We start from the raw sequence: 17,618 nt of genomic DNA, 5'->3' as shown, positions 1-17,618 counted from the left end.
ACATCTCTGGATGGATGCAGGATCGCTCGTGAGCCCGATGTGGCGAGCGGCTGCGCTCGGAAGACTCGGCACCATGACCTCAACAACGTTCCAGCACAGCCCAACTCAGCCCGTCGTGTCGATGCGGCGCGTGTCGAAGATCTATGGCGAGGGCACCGGCAGGGTGGCCGCCCTCGACGAGATCGACGTCGACATCCACCGCGGTGGGTTCACGGCGATCATGGGCCCGTCAGGCTCGGGCAAGTCGACCTTCATGAACGTCGCGGCCGGCCTGGATGACGTCACGAGCGGTGAAGTGATGCTCGCCGGACAGCCCGTGACCCACCTGGGCGACGACGCGCGAACCCTGCTGCGGCGCAGCGAAGTTGGCTTCATCTTCCAGGCGTTCAACCTCGTCCCGACGCTGTCGGCCCACGAGAACATCCTGCTCCCGTTCGAGCTGGCGGGTCGCCGGGTCAGTGCCGAGGAGGGGCGGTGGATCGAGCATCTCGTGGGGACGCTCGGCCTCGCGGAGCGGATCAGCCACCGGCCGAGCGAACTCTCCGGCGGCCAGCAGCAGCGCGTCGCCATCGCCCGCGCCCTGGCCTCGCGACCGGCGATCATCTTCGCCGACGAGCCGACGGGCAACCTCGACTCCCGGTCGTCGCGCGAGGTGCTCACCCTCCTGCGCACGGCGGCGCGCGAATACGGTCAGACGATCGCGATGGTCAGCCACGACCCCGTCGCCGCGTCGTACGCCGACCGGATCCTCGTCATCGCCGACGGTCACCTCGTCGGCGATCACGGACCGCTCACACCGCAGGAGATCTCCGACCTCCTCATCGGCTTCGAGGTCGGTGCGGCATGACTGGCCCGAACCGCAACCTCACCCTCGGCAGCCTGCGTGAACTCGGCACCGTGGGGCTCGTCGCGGGACTGTGCGGCGCGTACGCCGCCGTCCTCATCATGACCTCGTCGATCCTCACGACGATGAGCGAGGCGTCGGGCGGGTCAGTCGGACTCCTCCTCGGCATCGTCGCTGGAGTCTTCATCCTCATCGCGCTGTATGTCGGGACGGTCGTCATCGTCGGCGCCGTCGACACGGTCATCTCGGGGCGACTGCGGCACATCGCGCTGCTCCGACTCCTCGGATCCCGCGGTCGGGAGCTGCGGACGTCGGTCATGCGCAGCACGGCCGCTGTCGGTGGGATGGGTGCCGTGGCCGGCATCGTCCTGGGCACCCTCCTCACGCACCTCGTCCGGATGGTGCTCGTCGCGCGAGACACCCTGCCGGAGGCCGAATACGCGCTCGGAGACGTGCAGCTCGTCGTGGCGTTCGTCGCGATCACGTTGTCGGCGATGATCGCCGGCTGGTTCGGGTCGCGCGGGATCCTGCGTGTGTCGCCGGCGGCGGCGCTCGCCGGCACGGCCGCCTACACCCCCGCACCGCACCGCACCTCGGTCATCCGGGCGCTCCTCGCAGGAATCGGAATCGTCGGCGGCCTCGCCGTCCTGCTCCTCGGGGCCGTGGTCGGTGAGTCCAACCCCGGCGCAGGGTTCCTCCTCGCGTTCGTCGGTGCTGCCGGGTCGGGGACCGGGTTCCTCATCGGTGCACGGTTCGTCATCCCGCGGGTCGTCGCCACCCTGAGTTCGGTGCTCGGCCGCGACCCGTCGAGCGTCGTCGCCCGGCGCAACGCCCTGCTCGACCCGCTGCGGACGACGCGATCGACGATGGGGCTGGTCATCGGCGTTGCCCTCGTCACGACCTTCGCGTCGGGCATGTCGGCACTGCGCGAGTCGATCACCTCGTGGGAGCTCGACCCGGCCCAGCGCGCCCAGGCCGACCAGGTCTACGAGGTCACGACGATCATCCTCATCTGCATCATCGTCATCTCGGCGATCATTGCGGCCGTCGGCTTCGTCAGCACCATGTCGCTCACCGTCATCCAGCGCCATCGCGAGATCGGGCTGCTCCGCTCGCTCGGGTTCACTCGACGCCAGGTGCGTTCGATGATCACGAAGGAGTCCGTCGCTCTGTCCGCCTCCGCGGTGGTCTTCGGGGCGGTGCTCGGCATCGTCTACGGGACGGCGGGTGCGCAGTCGCTCGTCGGTGCCGAGACCGCAGGTCTCGTCTGGGGTATGCCGGTCGGTGCCCTTGTCGGCATCGCTGTCGCGGGCGTCGTGCTCGTCCTCGTGTCGTCCCAACGCCCGGCGCGTCGAGCCGTCGCCGTGTCCCCCGTCGAGGCTCTGCGCATCGACGCCTGACTCACGCCCACACCCGTGACTGGGTGCCTGCCGGGGCGGGCTGGTAGTGGCGTCGGAACTTGAGCACGTAGTTCGCCATGGCGGCGGCGATGTGGGCCCAGCGCCTGGGGCTGTGCTCAACTCGCGGATTGATCAGCGGGTTGAGCACAGCCCCTGTGGCGAGCACGCGGTCGAGGGCCGCACGTGCGTCCGGGAGCGTGGTGTAGTGCTTGACGAGAGACAGCGGCACGACCGTGTAGAGCGCCTCGCGTTGTGCCTGCACGACGGCGCCCGGCTCATCGCCGAGTCCCCCATCGAAGTGGTCCCGGACGTACCAGGACACCGGGTTGCGGCCCGCCGCCTCGATGTAGCCGTTGGACCGGCCGAGACGGGGGTTCAGCTCGAGGAACAGCGTGCGCCCGTCACGGGGGTCGACCTTGAGGTCGAAGTTCGCGTAGCCCGTCCACCCCAACCGGGAACAGATCCGTTGCGCCTGCTCGACGGCCTCCGGGTTCACCCCGGTGAGGATCGCCGCTGGGTTTCCCAGCGCTCCGGGCGTGTGCTCCTCGAGAAGAGTGCGGCCCCACGACGCGAACCGGATTCGGGAGTCGGAATCGCAGTAGCAGGTGAGGATCCGCATGCCTTGGTCGTCACCGGGGATGAACTCCTGGAGGACGAGGTGGTGGTCATAGCCAGAGGCTCGCGCCCGGTTCACGAGGGCGATGGCCTCGTCCCGGGAACCGACGACATGGACCTTCTTCTGGCCGGGGAAGGGAGCCTCCTTCCATCTCGAGCCGACAGCCGGCTTGACGACGATGGGGAAGCCGAACGGCAGGTCGACGTCGAGGTCCCCGGAGGAGCCGAGATCGATCGTCACCGTTCGTGGGTGGCCGACGTCCAGGTCCTCGCACAGTCGGGCGAAGTTCTGCTTCTCGGTCCCGGCCCGGAGCTGCTCCATCCCGACGTAGGGCGCCACCCACCGACTGTCAAGACCCTTGAGCTCGTCGCGAATCCGCACGATCGACGTGACCGCGGCATCGGCCGACCCGAGCAGCAGGAAGCGCTCACCCGGGCGTTGCGCCGCAATGCTGCGCAAGGTGTCGACCAGGACCTCCGGGTCGCCGGGGTCCTCACACAGTACGTGGTCGATGATCGCCGAGTCGGCGACATGCCACCCCGCGAGGCGGGAGACGACCACGGATCGCATCCCGTGGCCGTCGTGGAATGACCGGGCGAGCGAGTACGCGCCGATGTCACCTCCCACGATGAGCGGTGTGAAGCGCTCCGTCCCCACCGCGCCGTTCCCCGAGCGACTCACGCCCCGTGCACCGTTCCCCGTGCCAACCATGACTCCCCCTCGAGCTCGACTGTCCCTGTGTGGAACAAGACGCGGGAGCCGGGGGAAAACGTTGCGTCGATCGCCCGCCATTTCTGGCGGGTCGAACGATGGAGCCAGGTGTCAGGGGTTGAGGGAGACGTAGGTGGTCTCGAGGTACTCGTGGATGCCCTCGAAGCCGCCTTCGCGCCCGAACCCCGAGTGCTTGACCCCACCGAAGGGGGCAGCCGCGTTGGAGACGATGCCGGTGTTGATGCCGACCATCCCGAACTCGAGAGCCTCGCTCACCCGCAGCACCCGGGCGTGGTCGCGCGTGTAGGCGTAGGCGACGAGGCCGTACTCGGTGGAGTTGGCGAGCCGGATCGCCTCGGCTTCGTCGGTGAAGGTCGTGATGGGTGCGACCGGACCGAAGATCTCCTCGGCCAGCACCCGCGCGTCGGAGGGCACGTCGGCCAGGACTGTCGGCGCGTAGAAGTGTCCACGCCCGGCGACCTTCTCACCACCGGTGAGCACCCGAGCCCCTCGCGACACGGCGTCCTGCACGAGTTCGTCGACGCCCTCGCGTGCCTTGGCCGTGATGAGCGGCCCGACCTCGACACCCTTCTTGGTCCCCTTCCCCACCATGAGCCCGCCCATCCGAGCAGCCAGGGCCTTGGCGAACTCGCCCGCCACCGACTGGTGCACGAGGAACCGGTTGGCCGACGTGCAGGCCTCACCGATGTTGCGCATCTTCGCGAGCATCGCGCCGTCGACGGCCGCGTCGAGGTCGGCGTCCTCGAACACGAGGAACGGTGCGTTGCCGCCGAGCTCCATCGACACTCGCAGCAGCTGCTCCGCCGACTGCTCGACGAGAAGCCGACCGACGGCCGTCGACCCGGTGAAGGTCAGCTTGCGCAGCCGCGGGTCGCGGATGATCGGCTCGGAGACGGCCGCAGTGTCGGCGGTGGTGACGACGTTGAGGACTCCCGCCGGCAGGCCGGCTTCCTCCAGCAGTGCCGCGAGCGCCAGCATCGACAGGGGCGTCTCGTGCGCCGGCTTGACGACCATCGTGCAGCCGGCCGCGATCGCCGGCCCGATCTTGCGCGTCCCCATCGCGAGCGGGAAGTTCCACGGCGTGATCATGAACGTGGGACCCACGGGCTTCTGCATCGTGAGGAGACGCGATCCCCCGGCGGGATTGACGGCATACCGGCCGTGAATCCGCACGGCCTCCTCACTGAACCACCGGAAGAACTCGGCCCCGTAGGCGACTTCGCCGCGCGCCTCGGCGAGCGGTTTGCCCATCTCGAGCGTCATGAGCATCGCGAACTCGTCGGCCCGAGCAGTGAGGACCTCGAACGCGCGCCGCAGGATCTCGCCGCGCTCTCGTGGAGCCGTCGCGGCCCAATCCGCCTGTGCCGCAACGGCTGCATCCAGTGCCGCGCCCCCGTCGGAGATCGTTCCGTTGGCCACCTCGACGAGCACGGACCCTGTCGCGGGATCCTCGACGGGGAAGGTCGCCCCGTTCGCTGAACCGCGCCACTCACCCCCGATGAGGAGCTGGGTGGGGACGGATGAGAGCACGGACTTCTGAGTCACTGCGGCCATGCTTCGACCCTAGTCAGCCGCCTGCCCGGAGAACACCCGCCGCTGCAGCTCCTGCCAGGACCCAGCGCGGTAGTAGGGCCCGGTCCACGCGTCCGACTCGACGAGGTGACCCGGCTCCTGCCGCGCGCCCGTGACCATCTCGCGTCGCTCCAACCAGGCCCGGAAGACGAAGTGCATGAAGAGGCGGTGGTATTCGGTGAGGTAGATGTCCGCCACGCGACGGATCGCGGCGCGTGACGAGGCCGGGCCTCGACCGCCGCCGCGCAGCACGAGCGTGTTCTCCTCGTTGCTCACCGTCGACGCCGCGCTGTAGTTCGCCGAGCCCGTGAGCACAACGGGGTCGGCGCCCATCGGGTCGACGAGGATGATCTTGGTGTGCACGTACTTCACGTGCGTGTTGAAGCCCGTCAGCGATTCCTCGGCCCACTGCGCCAGCCCGCCACCGGTGATGTGCGCACCCGTGGAGATGCGCACGTTGGGGTCGGTGCGAGGGACGGCCTGCTCGCGCGGCGGCCACTTGTCGAGCAGCACGGTGCGAACGGTGGTCGGCTTCGCCACGCGCAGGGTGTCGCGGAACAGCTCGTTGAGGCCGAACGCACCGGTGATGTGCGCGCTGGTCGCGCCGTGGTCGAAGACGTCGGCAAACCAGTGCAGGACAGTCGATTTCGTATGACGTGGCGCGAGGACCACGGTCGACCCCCGTTGCGGTGGGGTCACCTCGACGACGGTGTTGGACGCCTCGTGGGCAAGGCGCAGCTCGGCCGTGGTCTCGTTGTCCCGAAGGCGTTCCCACTCGTCGAGGAACTGGCGGGCCACGGCGGGGTCGCGCACGACGTGGCCCACGTTGGAGTGACCGAAGACGGCACCGCGGGTGAGGTTCGTCGAACCAGTCCACACCGCGACCGGGGTGTCGCCCTCGAGCAGCACAAGGAACTTGTGGTGGTGCAATGCGGACGAGTTCGCGGCGTCGCGCCACCGGATGGTGTCACCCGTGTCGAGGCCGTACTTCGCGGCCGCAGCCTTCGCCTGCGTCGAGGTGGTGTCGTCCGATCTTGCGCCGTCGCGGTCGCGCCCATGGACGACGAGCTCGACGTCGGCGCCACGATCCCGGGCCGCCGCCAGCGCCAACAGCCCTGTCTCCCAAGTGAATTCGTAGAAGGCGCCGCGCAGACCGAACCCGGTCCCGCTCGCCTGCTCGCAGAACGCGACGAACGCCTCCCCCAGTCCTCGTGACAGCCACACCATCGCCGGAGACTCCTCGGCGTCGGCGATCGCACGCGCCGGCATCCACCCGCAGAACCGCTTGGCGAACGCCTGCGACCCGGCGACGCCCCGGTTGAACCACACCCCGTGCACGCCGTCGTCCTCGACCTCCGTACGCACCCTGACGCTGGTCTCGGCGAGCTCCACGAGAGCCGCGGGCTCCCCGCCCAGGGCGACAACGGCATACCGGTAGGTGTGCCCGGGGCGCGCCGTGTAGTCGCCCCACTGGAACCCCTGGATGGGATGGTCGCGCGTCGACCAGTCACTCCCCGGCGGCGGGTCCGCGACGACCGTCCCGAACGTCTTCATGCCACGCAACCACACCGTCTCACCGGTGCGCCGTCGCGAGGGCGACGGTCCGAGATCGGTGCGACGCACGGCGAACCCCAGACACCCCGCGGGGTCCTCGAGGTCCCAGCCGAGAAGCACCGTGTTGGTACCCCCGATCGCGTGGACGGTCAGCCCACCCGACACGGCATGCGCGCGCATGCTTCAACGCTAGGGCCAGCGGGGCAGGATGGGAACCATGAACGAGATCGAGAACCTGCGCGACCTCGGTGAGGCTCTGGGCAGTGGCGCACCGCTGAGCGGCCTGCGGCTTCAGGACCTCGACCTGACCCGGCACGAGGAGCGGCTCCTCGCCCGCACCGACCTCGAGGGCCTCGTCGTCCTCGGCGGCCGCCTCTCCCCCGAGCTTGACGAGCACCTGCGCCTCCACGGTGCCCTCGTCTTCCCGACGGACCCGCACGCCCCGGTCAACCCCTATCGCGCGTCCCTCTACCAACCCCACGAGCTGTATGCCGGTCTCGCCCCCTACGGATACGACCAGACTCCCGATGCGCGCGCCTACGCGTGGTCGCGAGAGGCCGACCTGCACCACGACGTCTTCGTCACGCTGTTGCGTGCCATCCACGACGACTCCGTCAGTGACGCCCTGACCGAGTTCGTCGGCAATGCACCGGTCGTCGGGGTCATGGGCGGACACGCGCTGACGCGCGACAGCGAGGCGTATGCCGGCGCCGCCCGTCTCGGACATCGGCTCGCCTCCGCAGGACTCGTCGTCGCAACCGGCGGTGGCCCGGGCGCGATGGAGGCCGCGAACCTGGGCGCGCTGTGCCGCACCGAGGATCAGGTCACGGACGCTGTGAAGCGACTGGCCGGCATACCGTCCTTCCGTCCCTCGATCGCGGACTGGGCCACGTCGGCCCTGGCCGTCCATGACGACCTGGTGTCAGAACCATTGCGGGACAACGGAGTTCGCTCCATCGGTATCCCGACGTGGTTCTACGGTCATGAGCCGCCCAACGTGTTCTGCAACGGCATCGCGAAGTACTTCAGCAACGCCATCCGCGAGGACGGGCTGCTTGCGCGCTCGACCGCAGGGCTCATCGTGCTGCACGGGGCGGCGGGGACCGTGCAGGAGATCTTCCAGTCGATCACGCCGCTGTACTACGCCGAGGCGGAGCATCCGTTGCCGCCCCTTGTCCTCGTCGGCACCGACCACTGGTCGCGCGAGGTGCCGGTGTGGCACGCCATCGAGGCACTCGGTCGGGACCGCGGGATGGGTCAGGCCGTGCACCTCGTCGACACTGTCGAGGAAGCCGCGGAGGTCGTCCTCGCTCGTGGGAGGACGACATGACCGACACGGAGTTGACCCTGCGACCGGTGACCGACGCCGACCACAACGTCGTTGCGGAGATCCTCACGCGGGAGTGGCACGACATCCACGTCGCCCTGGGCACGCTCGGCCGGGTCGACGCGAGCCGACTCCCCGGCTGGATCGCCGAACGGGGCACCGAGCTCGTCGGTCTGTTGACCTACCACGTGGGCGACGACACGGTCGACCTCGTGACGATCAACGCGTTCGACCGCGGAGGTGTCGGGTCGGCACTGCTCCGGGCACTCATCGACAGCGCCCGGGACGTCGGCGCGACGCGGGTCCGCGTCACGACGACGAACGACAACACCCGAGCGCTGTGGTTCTACCAACAGGCCGGGTTCCGGTTGAGCGCGCTGCGCGTGGGCGCAGTGGCCGAGGCGCGCAGGCTCAAACCGCAGATCCCCGAGACCGGCCTCGACGGCATCCCGTTGCGTGACGAGGTCGATCTCGAGTTCCTGCTCTGAGGTCAGCCTCTGGTCATGAGGACGATGCCGAGGCACATCTCGTCGGTCGTGCCCTCGCCCCACGCGACGTAGCGCTCCTTCGTGCCTTCATAGGCCGGAAGCACATCGCGCATCGCCTGGTCGTGCGTGCAGGTGACAGTGATCTTGTCGCCCTTCTTCACGGTCACGGGCTTCTTGAGCGGGATGGCTCCCTGGTCGTCGAAGTTCCACACCGGGAGGTCGAGGACGCGCTTGGCCTGCGGTGTCCCCTTGTTGACGTCGACCGTGATCGACTTGCCGAGCAGGTGCATGTGGCCGGACACGGCGCGGATCGTCGACGTCTCGTTGATCGGGCGGGTGCACGACTGGGTCGGTCCGGGCTTGATCTCGCCGCAGAGCAGGTGGAGCAGGTCGGCCGTCGCGACCTGCTCGCCGAAGCGCTTGCGAATGTCGGCCACAGCGGGGGTGCGGGCACACAGCTCGCCCGGTGTGCCCTTGCGGCAGGGCAGTTCGACGGGGGCCGGGAGCAGCATCGTCTCGAGGGGAGTCTTCTGGCCCGCGCTCGCCGGTGTGAGTCGCAGACGCGCCTTGCTCTGGTCGGCGCCGCCGCCAGCCAGGAGGTTGTAGTGCATCTGCATGACGAGCTGCGTGCCCTTGGCCAGCGGGATGCCGATGTCCTCGGACATGACGCGCTCACCGCCACCCGGAGCCCAGGCGCCCACCCACTCGGCGTTGTTGAGCTGCGCTCCCGGGCCCGCGTTGATGCCGGTCCCGCCGAAGCAGGTCCATCCGTCGCCGGGGTCGGCCTCGTCCTTGGCGTGGGCCGCCGCGACGTTGGCTGCGTCGACCTTGTAGAGGATGACGTGGTGCACCGCAGCCGGGTTGTCCGGCATGACCTTGACGCCGCTGACGATCATGTCCTGGGCGAATTTCGGGTCGACGAGGAAGCAGCGGTAGTCGTCGGTGCCGGTGCCGTAGGGCGCCTTCGGCGTGTACTTCGCCGCCATCGACAGCTCCTGGAAGCTCTCACCGGCGCGCAGGGCGACGTCCGGCGGCTCCGGCTTGACCTTGGCCGGCGCGACCGAGGCGGACGCACCGTGGGTCGAGCTGTGCGAGTCGTCGCCGCGCAGGTTGTCGGGCAGGGCACCACCACAGGCGGAGAGGGTGAGGGCGGCGACGATGCCGACCGCAGCTGAACGCAGGCGCATGACGTCAGGATAGTCGTGCGGTCCGCGGCCGCTCGCGGAACCGAGGACCGCCCACCAACGTCACACGATCATGAGACCGAGAGCGCTCCTCGCCGCCATGACCACCGCCGTGGCCCTCGCTGGCTGCGGAGTTTTCGGACCCACCGAGCCTGCGAGCGAGTTGGTCGTCCGGTGGAGCGAGAACGACCACCCAGAGCTCTCGCCCGTGGGCCCGACGCCGCCATCGCTGCGGACCCACCTCATCGACACGTCGCAGAAGCGCGACGAGCTCCTCGACCACCTGCCGCCATCCATCCCCCGGGCGGAACTGTCCACCATCCAGCGCATTGACCTCGGTCGCTACGTCATCGTCCTGGGCTCGTACGGCAAGTGCACCGAGACGTCGCATCTGGAGCTCGACGACGAGGTGCTCACGTTCGTCATCGAACGCGACGAGGGCGTGGACTGTGCCGTGGCTCCCGTCCAGGTCGAGGTGTGGAGCCTGAACCGCGAGGACCTGCCCACCCCGATTCGCTTCCGCGATCAACGAGGCAACCCCGCCTGACGAGGGCGAGCGGGCGGCATACAGAATCTTTCGGCGTATGCCGGCCGGTCCCCTTCGGTGACCGCGTCAGGCAGTCGCGGCCGCCAGCTGCCCGCAGGCCCCGTCGATGTCGGAGCCACGGGTGTCGCGCACCGTGGTCGGGATGCCGTGGGCGCGCAGCCGCTCGACGAACTGCTGCTCGACGCCGCGGCGCGACGCCGTCCACTTCGAACCGGGCGTCGGGTTGAGCGGGATGGGGTTGACGTGGACCCAGCCCTTGCCGCGCTCGACGAGCTTCTTGCCGAGGAGGTCGGCGCGCCAGGCGTGATCGTTGATGTCCTTGATCAGGGCGTACTCGATGCTCACGCGGCGACCGGTCGCCTCGTAGTAGCGGTAAGCCGCGTCGAGCGCCTCGTCGACCTTCCAGCGGGTGTTGATCGGGACGAGCTCGTCGCGCAGCTCGTCGTCCGGGGCGTGCAGGCTGAGCGCGAGCGTCACCGGGATGCCCTCGGCGGCGAGCTTGTCGATGCCGGGGACGAGGCCCACCGTCGACATCGTGATGCCGCGGGCGCTCATGCCCAGACCGTCGGGTGCCAGGTCGGTGAGACGGCGAATCGCGCCGAGCGCCGCCTTGTAATTGGCCAGAGCCTCGCCCATGCCCATGAAGACGACGTTGGAGACGCGCTGGGGGCCGGCCCCGGTCGTGGTGTCGCCGTCGCCGCTGTAGTCCTCGTCGGCCTCGTCACCGAGTCCGGCCTCGGCCGGGTGCGTGGCACCGATGGCCGGCAGGGCGCCGTGACGCAGCTTGCGGTTGGCGTCGACGACCTGCTCGACGATCTCGGCGGCGGACATGTTGCGGGTCAGGCCCGCCTGCCCGGTGGCGCAGAACGGGCAGTTCATGCCGCAACCGGCCTGGCTCGAGATGCAGATCGTCACGCGCCTGGGATAGCGCATGAGCACCGACTCGACGAGGGCACCGTCGTGCAGGCGCCACACCGACTTGAGCGTCGCGCCACGGTCGGCCTCGAGCGTCCGGACCGGCGTGAGGAGCGGCGGGAGGAGGTCGGACACGAGCTGGTCGCGCACCGCCTTGGGCAGGTCGGTCATCTCCTCGGGCGACTCGACGAGCCGCTCGAAGTAGTGCGTCGACAGCTGCTTGGCACGGAAGCCCTTGTGCCCCATCTCCTCGACGACGGCCTTGCGCTCGGCAGGGGTGAGGTCGGCGAGGTGACGCGGCGGCTTGCCCCGGCGCGGCGCGGTGAACGTCAGCTGGCCGGGCTGCGGGCGGCCGACCGTGGGCTCAGGAAGAGAAGTCATCGGCACCAGTCTCCCACTGTTGATAGGGGCGCTCGTGACCATACTTGCCCTCATGTCACCGCAAGACCGCGCTCTCGCACACGTCGCAGCCCTTGCGACGGGAGAGCCCGTCGACCCGACACATCGCGTCACGGTGCATTTCCACCCGGACCGGTTCGTGAGGAATCGCGGCGATGTCCCCATCCTCGAGGCCATGGCGCACGACGGCTTGTACCGGTCTCAGTTCGAGACGGGGACGAGCAACGGCGGATTGACCGCGCATGAAGGCGGGAGCCGGTGGATCTGGGAGAGCCGGATCTTCGGTGGCGCGTACGACCGTGAGGGCGCCGAGTCGCGGCCGAAGTACGGCTCTCTCAACTTCCGAGAACGGCGGGTCGGAGGGTCGCCCCGGTTCGGCTCCGCACACTTTCGACTCTCCGTGGAGACTCTGGCCCGCACAACGTTCTGTTATCCGGACAGCTGGCTCGACCCCCAGCACTTCGGCGTGATGCACCGGCTGTCCGCCCTCGTCGCCATGGCCGAGGTGGACGACCAGGAGCCGCTCGACGACTACATCGAGGCACAGGTCCATGGGCCGGTGCGGCTCGATCGCGATGTCGAGGCGCTCGTGCTTGACCCCTGCTACAGGGGCACGCCCGTCGAGGCGATGGCCACGGCGCTGGGATGCCCTCTCGAGTGGCACGGTGGATTCCGACTCTCCGTCGAGGAGATGCGCCACCACCCCGACTACCGCGGCCCGGAGTTCGTCGAGCTCGGGGAGCGGCTCGCACGCGACGGCAGCCTCGACCCGGCGATCATCGGGGACGCATCTCGCGCGGGCATCTACGACGAGCAGTCGCTCAAGCGCGTCTGGCACTACGTCGCGCGCTTCGGCAGTCCCGAGATGTCACCGACCGGGTGATCAGGCGGGCAGCGCCCAGAGCAGGAGCGCCCACACGACAGGGATGCAGACCACGAGCGAGTCGAGCCGGTCCATGATGCCGCCGTGGCCGGGCAGCAGCGTGCCCATGTCCTTGACGCCGAGGTCGCGCTTGATGCTCGACTCGATGAGGTCGCCGATGGTCGCGGCGGCCGCGACAACCATGCCGATGACGGCGCCCTTCCACCAGGTCCCGTCGAGGAGGGTGACGATGGCGATGGCGCCGACCAGGGCGCACGAGAACACTGATCCGCCGAAGCCCTCCCACGACTTCTTCGGTGAGAGCGACGGAGCCATGGGGTGCTTGCCGAGGAAGACGCCGAAGGCATAGCCGCCGATGTCGGACGCGACGGTCACGAGGACGAAGAGGACGATCCGCAGGTGCCCGTCGTCGGCCGAGAGCAGCAGGGCGGCGAAACCGCCGAGGAAGCATGGGTACATCGCGACGAACAGCGCCGCGGCAATGTCGCGGATGGCACCGTCCAGCCCGTCCGCGACCCTCCAGACGAGAATCCCGACACACGTGAGCCCGAACGTCAGGAGCAACGCCTCCGGTCCCCGGAAATAGGCCGACAGCACCATCGAGGCCGCGCCGATGACCACCGGCACGAGCGGCACGTCGAAGCCCGCCTGCCGGACGGCCCGACGCATCTCCCAGGCCCCGATGGCCATGGCGACGATGACGACGCCGAGGAAGACCCGTCGATCGAAGGCGAGCGACGCCACGACGAGAGCGCCCAGAACGACGCCGACGCCAATGGCCGCCGGGAGATTGCGCCCCGCCTTGGTCGGCGTCTTCGCCGGGGACTTCGACGCCGAACGCGAGGTGCGCGTCGGCGCGTCACCTCCGGACGTGGATGGATCGCTCATGTGAGCCCGAGCCTGCGGGTCGAGGTCAGACCTCGAGCAGCTCGGACTCCTTGCTCTTGAGCACCTCGTCGATCGTGTCGACGTACTTCTTCGTCGTGGTCTCGAGGTCCTTCTCGGCGCGCGCGCCCTCGTCCTCGCCGACCTCGCCGTCCTTGACGAGCTTCTCGAGGGACTCCTTGGCGGCGCGGCGGATGTTGCGGATGGAGACCTTGGCGTCCTCACCCTGGCTGCGCGCCATCTTGATGTATTCCTTGCGGCGCTCCTCGGTGAGCTGCGGCAGGACACACCGGATGATGTTGCCGTCGTTGGACGGGTTGACGCCGAGGTCCGCGTCGCGCAGCGCCTTCTCGATGTTGTTCATCGCGCCCTTGTCGAAGGGGGTGATGAGGATCGTGCGCGCCTCAGGGGTCTGGAACGACGCGAGCTGCTGCAGCGGGGTCGGCGCACCGTAATAGTCGACGACGACCTTGTTGAACATCCCGGGGTGGGCTCGACCCGTGCGGATGCCGGCCAGGTTGTCCTTGGCGACCTCGACGGCCTTCTCCATCTTTTCCTCGGCCTCGAGCAAGGTCTCGTCGATCATGTGGTCACGCCTCTTTCGTTCGTATGCCGTGCCGCCCAGTGGTGCGGCGAGGTCCAGTCTGTCAAAGATTCCCGTTGCGGCGTGCCACACGGCCTCCGCGACGACGATGGGGTCCGCGTCGCCGACGGGCGCGGGTCACGCGGTGACGAGCGTCCCGATGTTCTCGCCCTGGATAGCCCGGGTGATGTTGCCCTCGCCCTCCATGCCGAACACGCGCATCGGCAGGCCGTTCTCCATGCAGAGGCTGAACGCCGCCGCATCGACGACCTTGAGGCCCTGCTGCAGCGCCTGCGCGTAGGTGACGGTCTCGAGCTTCGCAGCGTCGGGGTTGGTGCGCGGGTCGGAGTCGTAGACGCCGTCCACGCCGCTCTTGGACATGAGCACGACATCGCACTGGCACTCGAGGGCGCGCTGCGCGCTGACGGTGTCGGTGGAGAAGTAGGGCATGCCGGCACCGGCACCGAAGATCACGGCCCGACCCTTCTCGAGGTGGCGGATCGCCCGGCGCGGGATGTAGGGCTCGGCCACCTGACCCATGGTGATCGCGGTCTGCACGCGGGTGTCGATGCCTTCCTTCTCGAGGAAGTCCTGCAGTGCCAGGCAGTTCATGACCGTGCCGAGCATGCCGATGTAGTCGGCGCGCGAGCGCTCCATGCCCTTCTGCTGGAGCTCGGCGCCGCGGAAGAAGTTGCCTCCACCGACGACGATGGCGACCTGAGCCCCGCTGCGGATCGCGGTCGCGATCTGGGCCGCGATGCCACGCACCACCTCGGGGTCGACGCCGATCTTGCCGCCGCCGAACACCTCCCCGCTGAGCTTGAGAAGCACCCGTCGAGCGCGCTCTCCGGTGGTGGTGGGAGCGAGCTGCGTCTGGACGTCAGTGGTCACCGTGCCTCCTCGGCTGTGTCTGCTGGCGGTGCCCCGAATCCTCCCACACTGCGAGTGGGCGTCCGGCCCTCGGGTTGGCACACTGTGACCCGTGAGCGACACCCCTGCATCGACCACTGCCGCGACGCCCGGCGACTCCTCGGGCCCGGTCACGGTGGCGATCACGCGCCGGGTCCGACCGGAGGACGAGCTCCTCATGCGGGCGTGGGCCGACGCCGGAACGCAGATGGCCACGCACTTCCCCGGCTTCCTCGGCTCGGGCTGGGTGCGTCCCTCCACGAGCTCGACCGACTGGCACATGCTCTATCGCTTCGACAGCCGAGAGTCCCTCGCCCGGTGGCAGGAATCGACCGAGCGCAATCGCTGGCTCGCGGCCGGCACGAACCTCGTCGAGGACACGCGAGTCGAGCACCGCACCGGCATCGAGGGCTGGTTCGACGAGCCCGATGAGCGCGCCGTCGACGACCTCCAGGCTCCAGCTGCCCCTGCCGCCCCGCCGCGCTGGAAGCAGGCGACAGTCATCTGGCTGGCGTTCTTCCCGACCTCGTTGGCTCTGGCCTATCTCCTCGGGCCGTTGACGAACCATTGGCCGGTGGTCCTCCGGGTGCTGCTCACGACGCTCATCGCGACGCCGTGGATGACCTACCTATTGCTGCCTCGCGTGACGAAGCTCTTCCAGCCCTGGCTCACCCGAACTCCCTCCGACTGACGTCGGTACGCAAGCGGCCACAAACGCAGGTATGCCGCCCGCTCTGGTGAGCGGACGGCATACCGGATGCTGTTGCCAGCGGGGGTCAGACCAGCAGGTCAGCCACCGACGCGGAAACGCGCGAAGGACGTCGCCGTGGCGCCGGCCTCTTCGAGGACCTTGGCGACGGACTTCTTGGCGTCCTTCGCGAACGGCTGCTCGAGCAGGACGTTCTCCTTGAAGAAGCCGTTGACGCGACCCTCGACGATCTTCGGGAGCGCAGCCTCGGGCTTGCCCTCCTCCTTGGCCGTGGCCTCGGCGACGCGACGCTCGTTCTCGACCGTCTCGGCGTCGACCTCGTCACGCGTGAGGACGGTCGGGCTGAACGCGGCGATGTGCATCGCGACGTCGCGGGCAACGACCTGGTCGCCACCGTCGGCGCCCAGGAGGACACCGATCTGGGCGGGCAGGTCCGGGCTGGTCTTGTGCTCGTAGGCAGCGACGACCGGGGCCTCGACGCGAGCAACGCGCTTGACCTCGATCTTCTCGCCGATCGTCGCGTTGGACGCGTCGAGCAGCTCCTTGACCGTCTGGCCGTCGGCGAGGGTGCTGTCGAGCAGCTCGTCGGCGTTGGACGCGTTGACGGCCACGGCCTGCGTGAAGACCTGGTCGGCGAGGGCGATGAACTTCTCACCCTTGGCGACGAAGTCGGTCTCGCAGAGGACCTCGACGAGCGTGCCCACGCCGTCCTCGGCCTTGGCGATGACCAGACCGTTGGAGGTCGTGCGACCCTCACGCTTGGTCACACCCTTGAGGCCCTTGACGCGCAGGATCTCGGTGGCCTTGGCCTGGTCGCCGTCGGCCTCGTCGAGAGCCTTCTTGACGTCGAGCATGCCTGCGCCCGTGGCCTCACGGAGCGCCTTGATGTCAGCGGCGGTGTAGTTCGCCATGTGTGTGTGCGCTTCTTTCTCTTGAAAGACGGATCTACAGGAAAGGGAGAGCGGAGTGCGTCAGGCCTGCTCGGCCGGAGCCTCGACAGCAGCCTCCGCCGGAGCGGCGTCAGCCTCGACCGCAACCGGAGCGGCCTCGGCCTCGGCCGGAGCGGCCTCAGCGGCAGGGGCCTCGACAGCGGCCTCGGCGTCGCCACCGAGGAGCTCGCGCTCCCACTCGGGGAGCGGCTCGTCGCCGGCGCCCTCGGCGTCAGCAGCGGCGTTGCCACCGGAGCGGGCGATGAGGCCCTCGGCGACAGCGTCGGCGATGACGCGCGTCAGCAGCGTGACGGAGCGGATCGCGTCGTCGTTGCCGGGGATCTTGTAGTCGACCTCGTCGGGGTCGCAGTTCGTGTCGAGGATCGCGATGACCGGGAGGCCGAGCTTGCGCGCCTCGTCGACCGCGAGGTGCTCCTTCTTGGTGTCGACGATCCACACGGCGGACGGCACCTTGGACATGCCGCGGATGCCACCGAGGGTCTTGTCGAGCTTGTCGCGCTCACGCTTGAGGAGCAGGAGCTCCTTCTTGGTGCGGCCCGAGCCGGCGACGTCGTCGAAGTCGATCTCGTCGAGCTCGATGAGGCGGGTCAGACGCTTGGAGATCGTCTGGAAGTTCGTGAGCATGCCACCGAGCCAGCGGTGGTTCACGTAGGGCATGCCGACGCGCGTCGCCTGCTCGGCGATGGGCTCCTGCGCCTGCTTCTTCGTGCCGACGAAGAGGATCGAGCCACCGTGGGCGACCGTCTCGCGAACGAACTCGTAGGCGTTGTTGATGTAGGTCACCGACTGCTGCAGGTCGATGATGTAGATCCCGTTGCGCTCGGTCATGATGAAGCGCTTCATCTTCGGGTTCCAACGACGGGTCTGGTGCCCGAAGTGGACGCCGCTCTCGAGGAGCTGGCGCATGGTGACGACGGCCATGCCGTGTTCTCCTTGTGCGTTGTTTCAGTTGCGTCGGTGACCCACGGATTGTGGGTACCTGCCTGGCGACTCGACGCACCCCGCCGTCTGCCTCGTGGCAGTCGGACTGTCGTGGTGCGCCCCGCTTCGTGGTGGTCCAGTCAGTGGTGGCGAGTCGCGCGAATTTGGCTCCCGTGTGCGGGCACACGAAAACCGCGCTC

Annotated in this window: 17 protein-coding genes; 7 read left to right on the top strand and 10 right to left on the bottom strand. The window is 68.8% G+C overall.

Features of this window, described 5'->3' with window-relative positions; translation table 11 throughout:
- Nucleotides 1-73: 73 nt before the first annotated feature.
- Complete coding sequence (locus N803_RS13590) at nucleotides 74-847, top strand: ABC transporter ATP-binding protein (RefSeq protein ID WP_035906317.1); 774 nt, start codon at nucleotides 74-76, stop codon at nucleotides 845-847.
- Nucleotides 844-2,244: an FtsX-like permease family protein gene (locus N803_RS13585; RefSeq protein WP_035906170.1), complete on the top strand. Its 1,401-nt coding sequence runs from the start codon at nucleotides 844-846 to the stop codon at nucleotides 2,242-2,244. The genes N803_RS13590 and N803_RS13585 overlap by 4 nt, the downstream gene beginning before the upstream one ends.
- 1 nt (nucleotide 2,245) lies before the next feature.
- On the opposite strand, the gene N803_RS13580 is transcribed toward N803_RS13585, so the two are convergent.
- From N803_RS13580 to N803_RS13570, 3 genes are all read right to left on the bottom strand, one after another.
- Nucleotides 2,246-3,541 (bottom strand): carboxylate--amine ligase, encoded by a 1,296-nt coding sequence (locus N803_RS13580; protein ID WP_245617271.1) that lies wholly within the window; start codon nucleotides 3,539-3,541, stop codon nucleotides 2,246-2,248.
- Nucleotides 3,542-3,682: 141 nt separating this feature from the next.
- The gene (locus N803_RS13575) at nucleotides 3,683-5,146 is read right to left on the bottom strand and encodes an NAD-dependent succinate-semialdehyde dehydrogenase (protein WP_035906168.1); all 1,464 of its coding nucleotides are present in this window, start codon (nucleotides 5,144-5,146) and stop codon (nucleotides 3,683-3,685) included.
- 9 nt (nucleotides 5,147-5,155) lie between these two features.
- Entirely contained in the window at nucleotides 5,156-6,898 is a 1,743-nt protein-coding gene (locus N803_RS13570; RefSeq protein WP_052112290.1) for a phospholipase D-like domain-containing protein, read from the bottom strand.
- Between the two features lie 37 nt (nucleotides 6,899-6,935).
- Here N803_RS13570 and N803_RS13565 point away from each other — a divergent pair, with 37 nt between their 5' ends.
- Nucleotides 6,936-8,048, top strand: a complete 1,113-nt coding sequence (locus N803_RS13565; RefSeq protein ID WP_052112289.1) for an LOG family protein — start codon at nucleotides 6,936-6,938, stop codon at nucleotides 8,046-8,048.
- The gene (locus N803_RS13560) at nucleotides 8,045-8,533 is read left to right on the top strand and encodes a GNAT family N-acetyltransferase (RefSeq protein ID WP_035906164.1); all 489 of its coding nucleotides are present in this window, start codon (nucleotides 8,045-8,047) and stop codon (nucleotides 8,531-8,533) included. The genes N803_RS13565 and N803_RS13560 overlap by 4 nt, the downstream gene beginning before the upstream one ends.
- A gap of 2 nt (nucleotides 8,534-8,535) precedes the next feature.
- On the opposite strand, the gene N803_RS13555 is transcribed toward N803_RS13560, so the two are convergent.
- The gene (locus tag N803_RS13555) at nucleotides 8,536-9,720 is read right to left on the bottom strand and encodes a monooxygenase (protein WP_035906162.1); all 1,185 of its coding nucleotides are present in this window, start codon (nucleotides 9,718-9,720) and stop codon (nucleotides 8,536-8,538) included.
- Between the two features lie 97 nt (nucleotides 9,721-9,817).
- Here N803_RS13555 and N803_RS13550 point away from each other — a divergent pair, with 97 nt between their 5' ends.
- Nucleotides 9,818-10,264, top strand: coding sequence for a hypothetical protein (locus N803_RS13550; protein WP_035906160.1), 447 nt, complete (start codon nucleotides 9,818-9,820; stop codon nucleotides 10,262-10,264).
- Between the two features lie 66 nt (nucleotides 10,265-10,330).
- Here N803_RS13550 and rlmN read toward each other — a convergent pair whose 3' ends face one another.
- Nucleotides 10,331-11,560, bottom strand: a complete 1,230-nt coding sequence (gene rlmN / locus N803_RS13545; RefSeq protein WP_035906159.1) for a 23S rRNA (adenine(2503)-C(2))-methyltransferase RlmN — start codon at nucleotides 11,558-11,560, stop codon at nucleotides 10,331-10,333.
- Nucleotides 11,561-11,612: 52 nt separating this feature from the next.
- Between rlmN and N803_RS13540 the strand changes: the two genes are divergently transcribed.
- Nucleotides 11,613-12,461 (top strand): DUF3626 domain-containing protein, encoded by an 849-nt coding sequence (locus N803_RS13540; protein WP_035906158.1) that lies wholly within the window; start codon nucleotides 11,613-11,615, stop codon nucleotides 12,459-12,461.
- On the opposite strand, the gene N803_RS13535 is transcribed toward N803_RS13540, so the two are convergent.
- From N803_RS13535 to pyrH, 3 genes are all read right to left on the bottom strand, one after another.
- The gene (locus tag N803_RS13535; protein WP_035906157.1) at nucleotides 12,462-13,349 is read right to left on the bottom strand and encodes a phosphatidate cytidylyltransferase; all 888 of its coding nucleotides are present in this window, start codon (nucleotides 13,347-13,349) and stop codon (nucleotides 12,462-12,464) included.
- Between the two features lie 25 nt (nucleotides 13,350-13,374).
- Complete coding sequence (gene frr, locus N803_RS13530; protein ID WP_035906156.1) at nucleotides 13,375-13,932, bottom strand: ribosome recycling factor; 558 nt, start codon at nucleotides 13,930-13,932, stop codon at nucleotides 13,375-13,377.
- Between the two features lie 135 nt (nucleotides 13,933-14,067).
- On the bottom strand, nucleotides 14,068-14,820 hold the full coding sequence (gene pyrH / locus N803_RS13525; RefSeq protein ID WP_052112288.1) for a UMP kinase: 753 nt from the start codon (nucleotides 14,818-14,820) through the stop codon (nucleotides 14,068-14,070).
- Nucleotides 14,821-14,911: 91 nt separating this feature from the next.
- Here pyrH and N803_RS13520 point away from each other — a divergent pair, with 91 nt between their 5' ends.
- Nucleotides 14,912-15,529, top strand: coding sequence for an antibiotic biosynthesis monooxygenase (locus N803_RS13520; RefSeq protein ID WP_035906154.1), 618 nt, complete (start codon nucleotides 14,912-14,914; stop codon nucleotides 15,527-15,529).
- Between the two features lie 98 nt (nucleotides 15,530-15,627).
- Here the strand turns inward: N803_RS13520 and tsf are convergent, their stop codons facing one another.
- Together tsf and rpsB are read right to left on the bottom strand one after the other, a co-directional pair.
- Nucleotides 15,628-16,458, bottom strand: a complete 831-nt coding sequence (gene tsf, locus N803_RS13515; protein ID WP_035906151.1) for a translation elongation factor Ts — start codon at nucleotides 16,456-16,458, stop codon at nucleotides 15,628-15,630.
- A gap of 60 nt (nucleotides 16,459-16,518) precedes the next feature.
- A complete protein-coding gene (gene rpsB, locus N803_RS13510; protein WP_035906148.1) occupies nucleotides 16,519-17,418 on the bottom strand; it encodes a 30S ribosomal protein S2 in 900 nt (299 codons plus the stop codon).
- Nucleotides 17,419-17,618: the final 200 nt, after the last annotated feature.

The sequence above is a fragment of the Knoellia subterranea KCTC 19937 genome, assembly GCF_000768685.1.
Classification (GTDB): domain Bacteria; phylum Actinomycetota; class Actinomycetes; order Actinomycetales; family Dermatophilaceae; genus Knoellia; species Knoellia subterranea.
This window is presented reverse-complemented; position numbering and strand designations above follow the sequence as displayed.

Coding starts and splice junctions, on each gene's coding strand:
- N803_RS13590 (WP_035906317.1), top strand. CDS start 74: ATGACCTCAACAACGTTCCAGCACAGCCCAACTCAGCCCGTCGTGTCG.
- N803_RS13585 (WP_035906170.1), top strand. CDS start 844: ATGACTGGCCCGAACCGCAACCTCACCCTCGGCAGCCTGCGTGAACTC.
- N803_RS13575 (WP_035906168.1), bottom strand. CDS start 5,146: ATGGCCGCAGTGACTCAGAAGTCCGTGCTCTCATCCGTCCCCACCCAG.
- N803_RS13570 (WP_052112290.1), bottom strand. CDS start 6,898: ATGCGCGCGCATGCCGTGTCGGGTGGGCTGACCGTCCACGCGATCGGG.
- N803_RS13565 (WP_052112289.1), top strand. CDS start 6,936: ATGAACGAGATCGAGAACCTGCGCGACCTCGGTGAGGCTCTGGGCAGT.
- N803_RS13560 (WP_035906164.1), top strand. CDS start 8,045: ATGACCGACACGGAGTTGACCCTGCGACCGGTGACCGACGCCGACCAC.
- N803_RS13555 (WP_035906162.1), bottom strand. CDS start 9,720: ATGCGCCTGCGTTCAGCTGCGGTCGGCATCGTCGCCGCCCTCACCCTC.
- N803_RS13550 (WP_035906160.1), top strand. CDS start 9,818: ATGACCACCGCCGTGGCCCTCGCTGGCTGCGGAGTTTTCGGACCCACC.
- rlmN (WP_035906159.1), bottom strand. CDS start 11,560: ATGACTTCTCTTCCTGAGCCCACGGTCGGCCGCCCGCAGCCCGGCCAG.
- N803_RS13540 (WP_035906158.1), top strand. CDS start 11,613: ATGTCACCGCAAGACCGCGCTCTCGCACACGTCGCAGCCCTTGCGACG.
- N803_RS13535 (WP_035906157.1), bottom strand. CDS start 13,349: ATGAGCGATCCATCCACGTCCGGAGGTGACGCGCCGACGCGCACCTCG.
- frr (WP_035906156.1), bottom strand. CDS start 13,932: ATGATCGACGAGACCTTGCTCGAGGCCGAGGAAAAGATGGAGAAGGCC.
- tsf (WP_035906151.1), bottom strand. CDS start 16,458: ATGGCGAACTACACCGCCGCTGACATCAAGGCGCTCCGTGAGGCCACG.
- rpsB (WP_035906148.1), bottom strand. CDS start 17,418: ATGGCCGTCGTCACCATGCGCCAGCTCCTCGAGAGCGGCGTCCACTTC.